Origin of the sequence: Pseudidiomarina salilacus (assembly GCF_047323925.1) — a bacterium.
GTDB lineage: Bacteria > Pseudomonadota > Gammaproteobacteria > Enterobacterales > Alteromonadaceae > Pseudidiomarina > Pseudidiomarina salilacus.
The window spans coordinates 32,209-47,918 of sequence record NZ_CP178751.1; the positions used below are offsets into that span (position 1 = coordinate 32,209).

13 protein-coding genes are annotated in these 15,710 nt (G+C 51.1%); 10 read left to right on the forward strand and 3 right to left on the reverse strand.

The window, feature by feature from the left end:
- The first annotated feature begins 3 nt into the window (after positions 1-3).
- Genes ACJ8W9_RS00150 through tsaD form a run of 3 tightly spaced genes read left to right on the forward strand, consistent with a single transcriptional unit; the run spans position 4 to position 3,261 of the window.
- On the forward strand, positions 4-1,041 hold the full coding sequence (locus ACJ8W9_RS00150) for a type IV pilus twitching motility protein PilT (RefSeq protein ID WP_034732218.1): 1,038 nt from the start codon (positions 4-6) through the stop codon (positions 1,039-1,041).
- Between the two features lie 32 nt (positions 1,042-1,073).
- Positions 1,074-2,186, forward strand: coding sequence for a PilT/PilU family type 4a pilus ATPase (locus ACJ8W9_RS00155; protein ID WP_411357938.1), 1,113 nt, complete (start codon positions 1,074-1,076; stop codon positions 2,184-2,186).
- 49 nt (positions 2,187-2,235) lie between these two features.
- On the forward strand, positions 2,236-3,261 hold the full coding sequence (gene tsaD / locus ACJ8W9_RS00160; RefSeq protein WP_411357939.1) for a tRNA (adenosine(37)-N6)-threonylcarbamoyltransferase complex transferase subunit TsaD: 1,026 nt from the start codon (positions 2,236-2,238) through the stop codon (positions 3,259-3,261).
- Here the strand turns inward: tsaD and plsY are convergent.
- Positions 3,258-3,845, reverse strand: coding sequence for a glycerol-3-phosphate 1-O-acyltransferase PlsY (gene plsY, locus ACJ8W9_RS00165; protein WP_034732215.1), 588 nt, complete (start codon positions 3,843-3,845; stop codon positions 3,258-3,260). The genes tsaD and plsY overlap by 4 nt on opposite strands.
- A gap of 98 nt (positions 3,846-3,943) precedes the next feature.
- On the opposite strand from plsY, the gene folB reads away from it, so the two are divergent.
- Genes folB through ACJ8W9_RS00180 form a run of 3 tightly spaced genes read left to right on the forward strand, consistent with a single transcriptional unit; the run spans position 3,944 to position 5,641 of the window.
- A complete protein-coding gene (gene folB / locus ACJ8W9_RS00170; protein ID WP_411357940.1) occupies positions 3,944-4,297 on the forward strand; it encodes a dihydroneopterin aldolase in 354 nt (117 codons plus the stop codon).
- A 1-nt stretch (position 4,298) separates the two neighbouring features.
- The gene (folK, locus tag ACJ8W9_RS00175; protein ID WP_411357941.1) at positions 4,299-4,850 is read left to right on the forward strand and encodes a 2-amino-4-hydroxy-6-hydroxymethyldihydropteridine diphosphokinase; all 552 of its coding nucleotides are present in this window, start codon (positions 4,299-4,301) and stop codon (positions 4,848-4,850) included.
- The gene (locus ACJ8W9_RS00180; protein ID WP_411357942.1) at positions 4,847-5,641 is read left to right on the forward strand and encodes an undecaprenyl-diphosphate phosphatase; all 795 of its coding nucleotides are present in this window, start codon (positions 4,847-4,849) and stop codon (positions 5,639-5,641) included. The genes folK and ACJ8W9_RS00180 overlap by 4 nt, the downstream gene beginning before the upstream one ends.
- Here the strand turns inward: ACJ8W9_RS00180 and ACJ8W9_RS00185 are convergent.
- Positions 5,621-6,736 (reverse strand): hypothetical protein, encoded by a 1,116-nt coding sequence (locus ACJ8W9_RS00185; RefSeq protein WP_411357943.1) that lies wholly within the window; start codon positions 6,734-6,736, stop codon positions 5,621-5,623. The genes ACJ8W9_RS00180 and ACJ8W9_RS00185 overlap by 21 nt on opposite strands.
- Before the next feature lie 103 nt (positions 6,737-6,839).
- Between ACJ8W9_RS00185 and ACJ8W9_RS00190 the strand changes: the two genes are divergently transcribed.
- From ACJ8W9_RS00190 to ACJ8W9_RS00200, 3 genes are read left to right on the forward strand one after another with little or no spacing between them, the layout of a single operon-like run.
- Positions 6,840-8,279, forward strand: a complete 1,440-nt coding sequence (locus ACJ8W9_RS00190) for an ExeA family protein (protein ID WP_411357944.1) — start codon at positions 6,840-6,842, stop codon at positions 8,277-8,279.
- 2 nt (positions 8,280-8,281) lie between these two features.
- The gene (locus tag ACJ8W9_RS00195; protein ID WP_411359879.1) at positions 8,282-8,989 is read left to right on the forward strand and encodes a general secretion pathway protein GspB; all 708 of its coding nucleotides are present in this window, start codon (positions 8,282-8,284) and stop codon (positions 8,987-8,989) included.
- Between the two features lie 57 nt (positions 8,990-9,046).
- A complete protein-coding gene (locus tag ACJ8W9_RS00200) occupies positions 9,047-10,822 on the forward strand; it encodes an acyl-CoA dehydrogenase C-terminal domain-containing protein (protein ID WP_411357946.1) in 1,776 nt (591 codons plus the stop codon).
- Here the strand turns inward: ACJ8W9_RS00200 and putA are convergent.
- Complete coding sequence (gene putA / locus ACJ8W9_RS00205; RefSeq protein WP_411359882.1) at positions 10,819-13,986, reverse strand: bifunctional proline dehydrogenase/L-glutamate gamma-semialdehyde dehydrogenase PutA; 3,168 nt, start codon at positions 13,984-13,986, stop codon at positions 10,819-10,821. The two genes, ACJ8W9_RS00200 and putA, sit on opposite strands and share 4 nt — an antisense overlap.
- A gap of 230 nt (positions 13,987-14,216) precedes the next feature.
- Here putA and ACJ8W9_RS00210 point away from each other — a divergent pair, with 230 nt between their 5' ends.
- Positions 14,217-15,710 carry an inorganic triphosphatase gene (locus ACJ8W9_RS00210; RefSeq protein ID WP_411357948.1) on the forward strand — a complete coding sequence of 498 codons (1,494 nt, stop codon included), beginning with the start codon at positions 14,217-14,219 and terminating at the stop codon, positions 15,708-15,710.

Sequence of the window (15,710 nt, forward strand, 5' to 3'; positions counted from 1 at the left end):
CGTATGGATATTACTGAGTTACTGGGCTTCGCCGTTAAACATAACTCGTCGGACTTACACTTATCAGCGGATTCACCGCCTATGATACGTGTCGATGGGGATGTTCGTAAAATCAATATTCCATCTTTGTCGCACAAACAGGTGCAAGAGTTGGTTTACGACATCATGAATGACCGGCAGCGGAAAGAATACGAACAAAATTTGGAATGCGACTTCTCATTTGAAGTTCCTGATTTAGCGCGCTTCCGGGTCAATGTTTTTGTCCAAAATAGAGGCTGTGGTGCGGTATTACGTACCATTCCGAGTGAAGTTTTAACGCTAGAGCAGTTGGGTGCGCCAGAAATTTTCAAAACCATTGCCGATCAACCTCGAGGGTTGGTGTTAGTGACGGGGCCAACTGGCTCGGGTAAGTCAACCACTCTCGCCGCGATGGTGGATTTCATCAATGAAAGTAAGCATCACCATATACTGACCATCGAAGACCCGATCGAATTTGTGCACCGTAACAAGCAGAGCTTGGTCAACCAACGTGAAGTGCATCGTGACACTCATAGCTTCGCAAATGCACTACGCTCTGCTCTGCGGGAAGACCCTGATGTCATTCTGGTGGGTGAGATGCGTGACCTAGAAACCATTCGCTTGGCGATGACTGCAGCCGAGACGGGCCACTTGGTGTTTGGTACATTGCACACCACCTCGGCACCCAAAACTATAGACCGTATCATCGACGTGTTCCCCGGTGACGAAAAACCGATGGTTCGTTCCATGCTTTCAGAATCCTTACGTGCGGTTATTTCACAAACGCTGTTGAAGCGTGTTGGTGGCGGACGAGTCGCAGCGCACGAAATCATGATCGCAACTCCAGCTATCAAAAATCTCATTCGTGAAGACAAGGTCGCGCAGATGTACTCATCGATTCAGACGGGTGCTGCGCACGGTATGCAGACTCTTGACCAAGGTCTGCTAAACTTATTGAATCAAGGCTTGGTTTCGCGTCTCGAGGCGCGCGCCAAAGCTGCTAACAAAGAGGCGTTCAAGTAGTTATGGCGCAAGAGGAAAAGCGAGGAACAAGTATGTTGCTCAACAAACTACTGCAAATCATGATCGAAAAGAACGCTTCAGATTTGTTTATTTCAGCAAACCTGCCGCCGAGTGCCAAGATTAATGGTGAGCTGCGGCATTTAACCGAGCAGAAACTGTCTGAAGAAGGCGCCTTAGACTTGGTAAAAGATGCGCTCGGTGAAAAACATCACGATGAATATTTCAAAGATCACGAAGCGAACTTTGCGATATTCCGTGAAGGTATCGGTCGCTTCCGGGTCAGTGCATTCTGGCAACGGCAACGCGCCGGTATGGTTATTCGTCGTATCGTCACCGAAATACCCACGGTGGAAGAACTCAAGTTACCTGAAGTTCTTACCAAGCTGATCATGGCAAAGCGTGGCCTATTTTTGGTTGTGGGTGGTACGGGTACCGGTAAGTCGACCAGCTTAGCGGCATTGCTGGGTTACCGAAATCAGCATTCGCGTGGTCACATTATTACCATCGAAGACCCGATTGAATTCGTCCATGAGCACGGCAAGTCTATGGTTACCCAGCGTGAAGTTGGTACCGATACGGAGAGTTTTGAATCCGCACTGAAGAGCTCGTTGCGCCAGGCGCCGGACGTTATTTTGGTCGGTGAGATCCGCTCTCAAGAAGTCATGGAATATGCGCTCACCTTCGCTGAAACCGGTCATTTATGTGTGGCAACTTTGCACGCCAACAACGCGAACCAAGCGATTGAGCGGATCATGCACATGGTGCCGAAAGAGAAAATCGGCAAATTGATGTTCGACTTGTCGTTGAACTTGCGCGGTATTGTGGCGCAGCAATTGATTCCGACCGTTGACGGTGGGCGCTTAGCTGCCATTGAAGTATTGCTCAATAGCCCTATCGTGGCGGAGAAAATTGCCACCAACGATATGGGTGAAATAAAAGAGATTATGGCGAAGTCGCGAGAACTGGGTATGCAAACCTTCGACCAAGCCCTTTTTGACCTTTACAAAGCTCGCAAAATCACCTTTGAAGACGCATTGCGTCATGCTGATGCACCAAACGATTTACGCTTGAAAATTAAACTCAGCGGCGAGAGTCGTCCCGGTGAAGAAGGCCCACTCAAAGGTGTGACTGTAGATTTCGAGTAACTTCGAGTAAACTATCGCTCTTTTACAAGTGCGGTAGTACGAGGTTTTCATGCGCGTTCTCGGAATCGAGACATCTTGTGACGAAACAGGCATTGCTATTTATGATACCGAGCAAGGCCTGTTAGCTCATCAGTTGTATTCCCAAGTCAAATTACATGCAGATTATGGTGGCGTGGTGCCAGAATTGGCATCGCGCGATCATGTGCGGAAAACCTTACCACTTATTCAAGCTGCTTTAAGCGAAGCTGGACTCACGAGTGCCGATATTGATGGTGTTGCCTACACTGCAGGACCAGGTTTGGTTGGCGCCTTACTCGTAGGTGCATGTATTGGTCGTAGCTTAGCCTTTGGCTGGCAGGTACCGGCGATAGCCGTGCACCATATGGAAGGGCACTTGCTGGCGCCCATGCTAGAAGATAACCCACCAGCATTTCCGTTCGTCGCACTACTCGTCTCTGGTGGCCATACGCAATTGGTGCGCGTTGATGGCATCGGTAAGTATGAATTGCTCGGCGAGTCTGTCGACGATGCTGCTGGCGAAGCCTTTGATAAAACCGCCAAATTGATGGGGCTCGATTATCCCGGTGGGCCGCGACTGGCCGCTCTAGCGGACGGTGGACAGCCCGGTGTTTACAAATTTCCACGGCCGATGACCGACCGACCCGGTTTAGATTTTAGTTTTAGCGGGTTGAAAACTTTTGCGGCAAACACTATTGCAGCTGCCGATGCAAATGAGCAAACGCGGGCGGATATTGCTCGTGCCTTCCAAGATGCAGTGGTCGATACTTTGGTCATCAAATGCCGACGTGCATTACAAGCAACCGGTTTAAAGCGTCTCGTGGTTGCTGGTGGGGTGAGTGCCAACAAGGCCTTGCGCGAACAACTGCAGGCGTTTACTCAGCAGATAGGTGGACAGGTCTATTTTCCACGGCCTGAATTTTGTACCGACAATGGGGCGATGATCGCATTTGCTGGAGCACAACGACTCCTTGCAGGTGAGCAAGTGGATACAGTGATTAAGACCTTTCCGCGTTGGCCATTGGAGCAACTACAAACCCCAGCAACCGCCGATTAACGACGGCGCATGCGTTGCTCGTGACCTTGGCGCAGACGCGATATGTTGGCTTGGTGGCGCCAGATGATAAGTATTGAAATCATAATCACAGGCACCGTGTACTGAGGTTTAATCCAATAGGCATAAAAAGGTGCCAAGGACACGGTTATGATAGCTGCCAACGAGGAGACGCGGCTGATACGAAACACCACCAGCCAAGTGGCGATGAGTAACAGCGCCATTTCCCAAGCGACCGGAAACATTGCGCCTAAGGCGGTTGCAACGGCTTTTCCGCCACGAAAATGAAAGTACAATGGGAAAATGTGACCAAGACAAGCAGCTACTGCAATCATGCCCAGGAATAAGGGTTCGATACCGAGAAAGTAGGAGCCCCATACCGGCACCATACCTTTGAGAACATCAAAAAATAGCGTTAGAAATGCTGGGACTGCGCCACCCATACGGTATACGTTGGTTGCTCCTGGATTATTGGAGCCATGCTGGCGCGGATCCGGCAACCGAAACAGTTTGCAGATAAGCACTGCACTGCTGATGGAGCCAAATAAATAGGCGACAATGATGGCGAGAACAATTAATGCACCCATGAGGTTTTTTTTCCGGCGCGCTTTCCGTTACTATGCAAAGCCATTAGCATAAGCGCTTTGGCGTCAAATTTCTACGCTGATAAATAGAGTAGGGCAGAATGGATAAAGTGTTCGTAAAAGGCTTAAAGACCGACGCCTACATTGGCGTTTACGATTGGGAGCACGAGCAACCCCAACCATTGCTTTTTGATTTAACTATGCTGTGGGATCAGCGCGCAGCTGCCGCCACCGATGACATTCAACAGGCATTAGATTACGATAGCTTGAGTAAAGCGGTTGTGCAGCTGGTTGAGGCGCGACCTCGGCAGCTCATCGAAACCGTCGCACAAGAAGTTGCGGAATTGATTTTGAGTGATTTTGCCGTAGCTCAAGTAACTGTGACAGTTTACAAGCCGCAAGCCGTTGCAGCTGCCGAAACTGTTGGTGTTGAAATAACCCGACAGCGCAACTGATATGACATTGACGCAAGTATTTCTTGGTCTTGGCAGTAATCGCCAACGTCGGCAGCATATGCAAGCTGGCATTCGTGCTCTTCATGACCGCTTCGCCAGTGGTCAGCAACCGATGCGCGTTGCGCGCATGTTTGAGAGTGCAGCGGTAGGTTTTGACGGCCATGATTTCTACAATACCGTAGTGGGATTTCATACCGATTTACCGCTTACTGCCCTGAGCGAAGTATGCAAACAAATTGAACAAGCGAACGGTCATCCATCCTCTTTACCCAAATACAGTCCGCGGACCCTCGATATTGACTTGTTGCTTTATGGCGACTTAGTGTGCGCCAAGCCGATCCAATTGCCGCGTCCCGAGGTTTTGTTTAATGCTTTTGTGTTGTGGCCGCTAGCCGAGTTGGCGCCGGGCTATAAGCATCCTGAAACCCAGCAAAACTTTGCAGAACTTTGGCAGAATTTTCATAGCGAGCAGGTGTTAAAACCGATAGAATTTCGCTACCCAGCACTGCCTTATTTGATCACCCCCGAGAGCGACAAGGAAGCGGCATTTTGAGTACGTTCGAAGCGATTATTTTAGCCTTAATCCAAGGTCTTACCGAATTTCTGCCAATCTCAAGCTCTGCGCATTTGATCTTGCCCTCGCAATTGCTTGGTTGGCAGGATCAAGGCCTGGCCTTTGATGTAGCCGTTCATGTAGGTACCTTGGCGGCGGTCATGTTTTACTACCGCAAAGAGGTGGGAGAATTGCTGGTTGGCTGGTTTGCTAGTTTTCGTGGCCGCCATTCGGCCGCTGGTCGTATGGCTTGGTTTTTGGTTTGGGCTACAGTGCCGGCTGGGCTAGCGGGGCTGTTCGGTAACGACATCATTGAAAATTATGGACGCTCGGCACTGGTCATTGCCGGTACAACGATTCTCTTTGGTTTGCTGCTGTGGTTTGCCGATAGCAGAGCCAGCGAGCGCTCATCACTAGACAAACTCACGTTGCGACAGGCGTTGCTTATTGGTATTGCACAAGCAGTTGCGCTGATCCCAGGCACTTCGCGTTCAGGTATTACAATGACTGCAGGTCTGTTGCTTGGCCTTACGCGTTCGGATGCCGCAAGATTCTCATTTTTGCTGTCGATACCAGTGATTCTGCTGGCAGGGGGCTACAAAGGTATACAACTAGTGCAGCAAACCGCACCAGTTGCCTGGGACCTCGTCGCAATCGGCACTTTGGTCGCTTTTGTTTCGGCTTATGTGTGTATCAAACTGTTTTTACAAGTGATTGAGAAAATGGGCATGCTGCCATTTGTGATTTACCGTCTACTTCTCGGCGTTGTTTTACTCTGGCTCTTCCTCTAACGCATTACTAATAGCAGCTGCTCGGGCGCGGTTCACCGCCGCGCCAATTTCCGGACCTTTAAGCGACTCACCGCGCTGTGCTGCGGCCGCAATCACCTCACCGGCATTTACTGCAACGGCTGCTACATATGCTCGCTGCAAACGTTCTAGCGTCGCCTTGGTAACACCTTGCAGTTGCCACAACTGCCGCAGCTTTTGCCAACGTTCTGGCCGACGCCAACAATCTGCCTGGTGTAAACAGTTAGCGAACAAGTCACTCGCCGCAACATCGTGGTGTTTTGCATGACAACGCTGGGCGATCAGTGCTAATGCCCGCCATTCATTAGGGACGCGTAGACGGGCACAAAACTGCTCAATTTGTATTGCAGTTAGTTCGGCCATGAGCAACAAAAAGACTTGTTCAGCCTGTTGTTCTGGCACTTCGGGGTAGCGCGCTTCTAGCCGTTGTAATAATGCGTCGTCGGCGAGCTCTGGATACCATTGGGCCAGTGCGTCAACATTGGCTAATACGGAAAAATAGACCCAGGGACGCGACGTATTCAGCGCTTTCACGGTTTCGTGCCAGACCCGTTCATTGGCCAAGCTCTCCAGCTCGCCATCGGCACTTATTTGCTGCATGAGTGCCAAGGTTTCACTGGCGATATAGAAACCATCCTTAGCGAAGCGAGCAGCGAAGCGCGCTACCCGCAATACCCGCAGTGGATCTTCCACAAATGCTGGCGAAACGTGCCGCAGACAATGCTTCGCAAGGTCCGAACGGCCGCCATAAGGATCAATCAAGTGGCCGTCAGCCGCTTGGGCGATTGCGTTAATGGTGAGATCGCGGCGCCGTAAGTCCTGTTCCAGTGTCACGTCCGGCGCGGCATGCACGCTAAACCCCTTATAACCGACGCCCTGTTTGCGTTCAGTACGCGCCAGTGCATACTCTTCGCCAGTCTGCGGGTGTAAGAATACCGGAAAGTCTTTACCAACCTGCTGAAAACCCTGCGCGAGCATTTCTTCGGCAGTGGCACCTACGACCACATAATCACGTTCAGTGACCTGTTTGTCCAAGAGACTATCGCGAACTGCCCCACCAACAAGATATATTTGCATCGGTACACCCTTTTAATTTTAGTTGATGATCGCGAATGACTAGCCCTGATGCAAGTCAATCGTTACACTGACTTTAGTTTCATTCAGCGAAGTTCAACAAATTATGTATCTGAATTACTTTGGATTACAGACAGAACCTTTTTCGATTGCGCCTGATCCGCAATTTTTATACATGAGCGAGCGCCATCAAGAGGCCTTGGCACATCTTAGTTATGGCCTGCAAGGGAGCGGCGGTTTCATTTTGTTAACCGGCGAAGTGGGGACTGGCAAAACCACAGTCTCAAGAGCTTTACTTGAGCAGTTGCCGGAAGCCACTCGTACTGCGTTCATCCTCAACCCCATGCTGAATGAAACTGAATTGTTGGCAACCTTGTGTGACGAATTTGGCATTCGCTACGCTAAACGTAATATCACTAACAAAAGACTCACCGACAAACTGCAAGAATTTTTGCTCACGGCGCACGCCGCGGGCGAACAATGTGTGGTGCTGATTGATGAAGCGCAGCATCTGCGCCCACAAGTGCTCGAGCAATTGCGCCTGTTGACCAACCTCGAAACCAACCAGCACAAGTTGTTGCGGGTAATTCTGATCGGCCAACCTGAATTGCAAGACTTGCTGCGTCGTCGCGAGTTACGGCAATTAGCTCAGCGCATCACCGCACGTTACCATCTCTTACCGTTGCAAGCTGCTGACACCCAGCGGTACATCAACTATCGCTTGCAGGTAGCAGGCGCGCAGCGAGAGTTATTTGATAACGCAGCGTTAAAACTGGTGCATTATTACAGTGAGGGTATTCCACGCCGGCTGAATTTGCTCTGCGATCGGGCGCTACTTGCCGCTTACAACGACCAAGTGCAAGTCGTTGGCAAAGCTCAGGTGAAAGCCGCTGCGCGTGAGCTCGACGTGACCCCCAGCCCAACACCGCGGCGCACGTCCATAGCCTTAGTGGCAACGGTGGTCATTGCCTTAGTAGGAACCGCTGCCCTCAGTTGGTGGCTCAATAGTTCTGCAGCCACGGCAAACACGCGTGCTGTCGCGCAGCCGGTGACCATAGCAAGTGCTCAACAACCGCTGCAGTCACTGCTACGCGCTTGGCAGCTACCACAACCACCCGCTGAAGTTGAACTGTGTCGTTGGCTGGAAGAATATCAGCTGGGTTGTGTGCAAGGTCGACTACGCTTTGATCGCATCAAGGCACTGAATTTGCCCGTGCTGTTGCAGTTGCAAGATGGTGGTTGGCAGGCGGTCACGACTGACACCGCGACACCTAATGCGAATTGGACCGGTGAATTTTTGGCTGTGTTTCCATTGCCTCCTGGGTATCAGTTGAGCTCTGCGGATACTTATCAACACTGGTTGAGTGAACAGTTACGGCCGACCACAGCGCAGCAGCAAGACTCTTTGGCTGAACTCGTGACCGCGCTACAACAACAACATGGCTTGCCGGTATCAGGCGAACTTGACGGGCTCACCTTGGCATGGTTGACCAGTCACCATACCGATTTTGGTCCGCGCTTAGCGGCGCAGCAGGAGCAACAATAGCTATGTCTTCCGTGTTAAAAGCATTACGCCAACAACAATCTAAGTTTATTCCGCAACAGCAAGCGATTGAATTGGCACCGGCGTATCAGCGTATTGCGCCGGTAACGCGCTGGATGCCGTGGCTAGCAGTGCCGGTTGCGGCATTGCTCGGCTGGTTTGCAGTGGGGTGGTTTATGGCTCCAGCGGCGCCGATGGAAGCGCAACCACAAACAATATCCGCGCCAACGTGGCGACTCGGTGAGCCGACTCGCATCCGTCAGGTAGAGCTCCCCACCACGACTTCAACCGAGGTGGCAAAGGTCAATACGGATCGGCCTTTACCTAGCTCAACACCAGAGCCAGAGGCTTCTCCAGTGAATGACCGCGGAGTTGATCTTGAGCAAGTCCCCGCAGATTTGCTCGCGGCGTTTGATCAGGCGGTAGCGGAAACGGGGGGAGGCACTGAGGCGTTTGCAGAGGACTCAATCGTGCCGCAACTGAGTGCTTTATCTCAGCAATTACAGCGACAAATACCTTCCTTTAGTTACGATGCGCATCAGTACTCCTCACGCGCCGATAGTCGCTTCGTTTCGCTTGCTGGGCAACGCTTATGGCAAGGTGATCAATGGCAGGGAATACAGGTGCTTACGATTGCTCCGAATCATGTTGTATTGGCTTATGGCAATACAGCTTTCCGGCAACCGGCATTGCAGGACTGGACAAGACCCTAGGAACTTGGTATTAAAACACCTGTTTAAATCTTTTGTTTGATTTAGTTGAGGTGTTGTATGGCTGATTACCGAGTACCCCGCGAGGACATCCAGTTCTTATTGCAAGACGTTTTTCATGTTGACCAAGATTGGGCGCGTTTCTCACAACTTGCTGAAGTTGATATGGAAATGGCCTTGGCAATTGTCGATGAAGCAGCAAAACTCGCAGAAAACCAGATTGCGCCCAATGCGCGCGCTGCCGACGAAGAGGGCGTAAAGTTCGCCAACGGCCAGGTCACGACGCCACAAAACTACAAAGAGAACTTCAAGCAATTAGCCGAAGGCGGCTGGGTGGGGGTTACCGCGAATCCAGAATACGGTGGCATGGGTCTACCGAAAGTCGTTTCAGCGCAGTACGAAGAGATCTTGTGCGCAGCAGATATTTCGTTCTCTCTCTATCCAGGCCTTACCGCCGGTGCCATTATCACCATCGATCAGTATGCGTCTGATGAGCTGAAAGACCTGTATTTACCTCGCATGACGTCGGGTCAGTGGACCGGCACCATGTGCTTGACGGAACCTCATGCTGGTACTGATTTAGGTATTATCCGCAGCAAAGCTGAACCGCAAGCCGATGGGAGCTATGCTATTTCAGGCACGAAAATATTCATTACTGGTGGTGAACACGATCTGACCGAGAATATTGTGCATTTGGTGCTGGCAAAATTGCCGGACGCACCCGCTGGTAGTAAAGGCATTAGCTTGTTCTTAGTACCTAAATTTTTGCCAGACGCTGACGGTAATGTTGGTGAGCGGAATCAAGTGCATTGTGGCTCTATTGAACACAAAATGGGGATCCACGCCTCTGCTACTTGTGTGATGAATTTTGACGGTGCGAAAGGTTGGCTCGTCGGTGAACCACACCAAGGCTTACCAGCGATGTTCACCATGATGAACTACGAGCGTTTAGGTGTGGGTATTCAGGGACTCGGCGCTGCCGCACGTTCGTACGTGAATGCGCTTGAATATGCACAAGATCGCATTCAAGGTCGTGGTGCCAAAGCAACCCGGCAAATGGAGAAAGAAGCAGACCCATTGCTCGTGCATGGCGATATTCGCCGTATGTTGCTAACTATGAAAGCCTTCGTTGAAGGCGGTCGGGCGTTCTCGACTTACGTCGGGCAACAACTAGATATCGCCAAGTACAGCGACCACCAGCAAGAGAAAGAACGTGCTGATGCTCTGGTCGCGTTGCTCACGCCGATTGCTAAAGCATTTATTACTGACACTGGGCTGGAAGCCACCATTCTTGGTCAGCAAATCTTCGGTGGGCATGGCTATGTGCGTGAGTGGGGACAAGAGCAACTGGTGCGCGATTGTCGTATTGCACAAATCTATGAAGGCACCAACGGTATCCAAGCACTAGATTTGCTTGGTCGCAAAGTTGCCGGTTCACGTGGTCAGTTATTGCAGCCGTTGCTCGAAGACATTCAAGCGTTGCTGGCAGAGCCGCAAGCTGAGCTTGCTAAAGAATATGAACAACTGGGTGAAGCAGTGAAGCTGGTCGCCAGTGTCACTGAACAGGTACTGACTAAAGTTGCTGCGGATGAGAACATCGTCAATAGCGTTGCGGTTGAATACCTACATTTGATTGGTTATGTCACTTACGGCTATTTGTGGTTGCGTATGGCCAAAACTGCAGAACCTTTGGTTACTGAGCGGCCGTACTTAGCGAGTAAAGTGAAAACTGCGAAGTTTTATATGGCGCGACTGTTGCCGCGTATCGAAGGTTTGGCCGCCGCCATTAACGACGGCAGCCAATCATTGTACTTACATGAACTGGGTGATTTTTAATCACCCAGCGAAAGTAAGGTAGCGTTGCCACCAACAGCAGTGATGTTGTTGGTGCGCGTTTTTTCGGTAACGAAGCGTGGCAGATAGTGTGGTCCGCCCGCTTTTGGACCGGTTCCTGATAGACCACGGCCACCAAATGGCTGTACGCCCACCACCGCACCGATCTGGTTACGGTTGATATAAACGTTACCAACATCAATCCGGCGTGCCACATCAGCAGCAAAGGTTTCATTGCGGCTGTGGATGCCAAAGGTCAAGCCAAAGCCAGTAGCATTGATGCTATTGATCACTTCATCAATCTTATCTGCTGAATAGCGGATCACATGCAGAATCGGACCAAAGTTCTCTTTCACCAACTGATTAATGCTATCGATTTCAATTGCGGTAGGTGCCACGAAAGTACCACCGTTGACGTAATCAGGCATAGGTGCGCGAGCAATCAAGCGACCGGCTTGTGAAATATCGTTCACATGTTGTTCAAGGCTGTGCTTCGCAGCGCCATCGATGACTGGGCCAACATCGGTTTCATGCAACATAGGGTCGCCAACTTTTAGCTCTGCCATGGCACCTTTGAGCAGTTCAATGACGCGGTCCGCGATGTCATCTTGCACGAACAAAACGCGTAACGCTGAACAACGTTGACCGGCACTTTTGAAGGCACTGGCGACGATATCTGTTACTGCCTGCTCAGGCAGGGCGGTGGAGTCGATCAGCATGGCGTTTTGGCCACCGGTTTCGGCAATCAATGGGGCAATGGTCGAAGTGCGCGCTGCCAGTGCGCGGTTAATCGCCTGTGCAGTGTAGGTAGACCCGGTGAAACATACACCACCAATGTCTTCTTGACTGGTCAAGAACGAGCCCACTTCGGCACCGCTACCCGGCATGAAGTGCAATACATCACCTGGGATACCGGCGTCGAGCATAAGCTGGACGGCGCGGAATGCAATAAGGCCGGTTTGCTCTGCTGGCTTGGCGATGACACAGTTACCAGTAACGAGTGCTGCGACTACTTGGCCAGTGAAAATAGCGAGCGGGAAGTTCCATGGGCTAATACAGATGAAGGTGCCGCGACCTTCAACTGATAACTCGTTGGTTTCGCCTGTTGGTCCTGGCAACTTAATGCGCTCGCCCATCAGCTTACGCGCTTCAACCGCGTAGTAACGACAGAAATCGACCGCTTCACGCACTTCGTCGATACCATCCTGTAGGCTTTTACCAGCTTCCAAAGTACACAGCGCGATTAACTCTTCGCGATTGGCTTCCATCAAGTCAGCGAATTTCTCCAGCGCTTGTGCGCGGATTTCGACATCCGTATCACGCCAGCGACGGTAAGCAGCATTCGCACTGTTCAGTGCTTGCTCAGCTAAGGCTTTATCGCCCCAGCAAATGGTACCGATATTACGGCCAGTTTCCTGTGGGCTATGGATCGCTACTTGGTGATGTGCGGTGACCACATCGCCATTGACGATAGGGCCGCCTTGCCACTGTTTGTCACGGTATTGCTGCACCGCAGCAATAAAGTCATCTGCTTGAGAATGAATGTTCATGTTCAATCCTAACGAGTTCTTCCGATCGCCAAAAATCTGCGTCGGTAGTGGAATTTTGGTGTTTGCTAAGGTTTCGTACTTAGCAATGGTGCGCATTGGGTGCTTGATCAGTTCATCAACCGGCGTCGCTGGGTCGACCAGTTTGTGCACGAATGACGTGTTCGCACCATTCTCTAACAGACGTCGCACCAAGTACGGTAACAGGTCTTTGTGAGCACCGACGGGGGCATAAATACGCACGGTCACGTTCGGGTCTTCTTGTAACAGAGTGTCGTACAAGTCATCGCCCATGCCATGGAGTCGTTGGAACTCGATGCGACGTTGGTACTGTTCGTTCAGGTGACGAATCGCGACCACTGTTTGCGCGTTGTGGGTGGCAAACTGCGGGTAAATGGCACCATCAGTTTGCTCGCACAACAAATAATGCGAGCAGGCTAGGTAACTTACGTCAGTACTCGCTTTGCGAGTGAATACGGGGTAGCCGGTTAAGCCATTCATTTGGCACAGCTTGATTTCGCTGTCCCAATACGCACCTTTTACCAAGCGTACTGGAATTTCATCACCGCATTCTTTTGCTAACGCAGTTAGCCACACCAGCGTCGGGAGTGCACGTTTTGAATATGCCTGAACAACAAGACCGAAGCGTGGCCAGCCTTTGCAGACACCACTGCGATAGACTTTCTCGAACAGTTCCAGCGAGAGTTCATGGCGATCCGCCTCTTCAGCATCAATGGTGACGCCAACATCGGCTTGTTTCGCTAACTTCACCAAGTCGGTCAAGCTTGAAGCTAGCTCGGTGAGAACGCGCTCATGGTTAGCCGACTCGTAGCGTGGGTGCAGGGCGGAAAGCTTGATCGAGATGGTCGGTCGCGGCGCTTTCGGGTTGTTAAACTTCTCTTTCGCGACCACTTGAATTGAATTCACGTAGTCGTCGAAGTAACGGCGCGCATCGGCGCCCGTTAAGGCGGCTTCGCCGAGCATATCGTAGGCATGGGTGTAGCCTTTGTCGCGATTGGCGCGGCTATTCTTCAATGCTTCTTCAATGCTGCGACCCAACACGAACTGCTTACCCATAATGCGCATCGCATTATAGGTTGCTTTACGCACCACCGGCATGCCTAAGCGGCGTGTCAAACGACGGAACACACCTCGTGGTGTTTCCATTGGTTGCCCAGTGGGGTTGATCACGGCATTAGTGAGCGCAAGCCCCCAGGTTCCAGAATTTACCAACCACGATGAGCTCTCACCCATGTGCTTTTGCCAGTCACCGCCGGAAAGACGATCTTGAATCAAAGCATCGGCAGTGCGTGCATCAGGGATGCGCAGCAGGGCTTCGGCCAAACACATGAGAATAATGCCTTCCTTGGTATCTAAACTGTACTCTTGTAAGAATGCGTCGACACCGCCACCGTCAGCTCGCTCGCGCACGGTTTTGACCAGTTGCGCGGAACGTTCGGTTACAGCATCAAGCGTCGCATCATCATTCGGTACCAGTTGCATCAGTTCATGCAAATACGCGTCTTCATCAACCAAATAGTTGTCGGTAATTGCGCGTTGCAAAGTGCCAAGGTCGGCACCGCTATACTGAGCCGTAAGTACTTCACTGGCTTTGAACATAGCATCTCCTGTAGGACTCAGCCGTACGGCTAAATAGGGACATTTTTCGCGCGCCAGTATATGCCTTTTTTAGTGCGCGTAAAGCCCATACAATCAACTTTTTCTAAAGTTTCCTTAGGCCGCCACGGTGCAACTTTTGCGCAGCGCTGTCAAGCCTTGTCGAGTTGACCAATAGCCTACCTGCGAGTACCTTAGACAGGCGTAAAACATTCATTGCAAAGAGAGTCGTTGTGAGTCAAGAAATCGAACTAAAACTGTTAGTTGAAGAAGCACCTGCCGATAAGGTCATAGCGCTTTGTCAGAGCCTCGCGAAACAAGTTGAGATGACCGAGATGCATCTTAGTAACAGTTATTTTGATACCGACGACTTGCGCCTACGGCAGCATGATATGGGGCTGCGTATTCGCCAGCGAGGCGAACAACGTGAGCAAACCATTAAATTAGCCGGTGAAGTGCTTGGTGGCATGCATAGCCGCCCGGAGTACAATGTTCCCACTGCCAGCGACAAGCCTGATTTAACGCTGTTCGATGAAGCGATTTGGCCCGAAGATTTTCCGTTCTTCGATATTAATCGCGACCTAAATGAATTGTTTACCACAGATTTTACTCGTTACCGTTGGCGCATTCCGAGTGCTGATGGAATCATCGAATTGGTCTACGATCGCGGCAGTATTCGTGCTGGAGACACTGAACAAGCACTTGCTGAAGTCGAAATCGAGGTACAAGACGGTGCCGATGTGAACGACGCCTACAAGTTGGCGCGGCGTTTTATTACGCGACTCAATGCGCGGCTGGGCAGTTTGAGCAAAGCTGCACGCGGCTATTTGCTGGCGGGTAAGTCAGTGTTGGAGCCTTTTACCCATGCGCATTTCGTGCAGCAACGCCCAGATGATGACGTCGGCACTGGACTCTATCGCGCGCTCGGCTATGCGTTGCAATATTGGCAGCACAACGATGCGTGTTTAGCGGCACAACCGAGTGTGCGGGCAGTTGCAGGTATCACCGATGGCATTCGCTTAAGTAAAGTCGTATTGCAACAACTACAGATGCTCGAAATTGATGTCAGTGATCACATTATGCGGCTCGATCAAATGCTCGGACACTTGGGCTGGTTGAGTCGTTATGATGGCCTCATCGAGTTGACTGCGGAAGACGGGGCTTATCATCGGGCGTTGAATAATTATCCGAAGCTATATGAGGAGATTGTAGAGCAACAGCAGCACGCGGTGCAGTTAGAGCTCGTCCAAAGTCTCAGTATTCGCGATGATTATCAACTAACCTTGCTCGAGCTTGGTGCCTTGTGTCAACAGCAGCCACGCCATGAACAGTTGATGCAGTTACCGCTCAAGCAATGGGCGGCGCAACGTTTACGTGAAGACTGGCAAAATGTGGTGGATGCCTTTAGCCGCGAAGGCGAACTCAAGCCTGAGTACTACTTGAAGCAACTCTCGCTGCTGCAAGCGTCGCTGCAACTAGGCTACTGCGTTGGCTTTCTGTTCGATGCTGAAGATCGTGAAATGTTTCGCTCGCCTTGGCAGGATATGGCCCGCGGGATCCGTGAAATTATGGCGTTAAAACTATTACGTGAAGCCATCAAGGATAACGATGACGCACAACCGGAGAAGCTGTTAAATTGGCAAGCGGTGCAATTGGAATCATTGCTCTATGCACTCGAACTGTCACGCAAAGCGGCGTTAAAGCAAGAGCCGTATTGGTTGACGTAA

Excerpts from the sequence above, each read along its gene's own strand:
- ACJ8W9_RS00150 (WP_034732218.1), top strand. The coding sequence starts at position 4 with ATGGATATTACTGAGTTACTGGGCTTCGCCGTTAAACATAACTCGTCG.
- ACJ8W9_RS00155 (WP_411357938.1), top strand. The coding sequence starts at position 1,074 with ATGTTGCTCAACAAACTACTGCAAATCATGATCGAAAAGAACGCTTCA.
- tsaD (WP_411357939.1), top strand. The coding sequence starts at position 2,236 with ATGCGCGTTCTCGGAATCGAGACATCTTGTGACGAAACAGGCATTGCT.
- plsY (WP_034732215.1), bottom strand. The coding sequence starts at position 3,845 with ATGGGTGCATTAATTGTTCTCGCCATCATTGTCGCCTATTTATTTGGC.
- folB (WP_411357940.1), top strand. The coding sequence starts at position 3,944 with ATGGATAAAGTGTTCGTAAAAGGCTTAAAGACCGACGCCTACATTGGC.
- folK (WP_411357941.1), top strand. The coding sequence starts at position 4,299 with ATGACATTGACGCAAGTATTTCTTGGTCTTGGCAGTAATCGCCAACGT.
- ACJ8W9_RS00185 (WP_411357943.1), bottom strand. The coding sequence starts at position 6,736 with ATGCAAATATATCTTGTTGGTGGGGCAGTTCGCGATAGTCTCTTGGAC.
- ACJ8W9_RS00190 (WP_411357944.1), top strand. The coding sequence starts at position 6,840 with ATGTATCTGAATTACTTTGGATTACAGACAGAACCTTTTTCGATTGCG.
- ACJ8W9_RS00195 (WP_411359879.1), top strand. The coding sequence starts at position 8,282 with ATGTCTTCCGTGTTAAAAGCATTACGCCAACAACAATCTAAGTTTATT.
- ACJ8W9_RS00200 (WP_411357946.1), top strand. The coding sequence starts at position 9,047 with ATGGCTGATTACCGAGTACCCCGCGAGGACATCCAGTTCTTATTGCAA.
- putA (WP_411359882.1), bottom strand. The coding sequence starts at position 13,986 with ATGTTCAAAGCCAGTGAAGTACTTACGGCTCAGTATAGCGGTGCCGAC.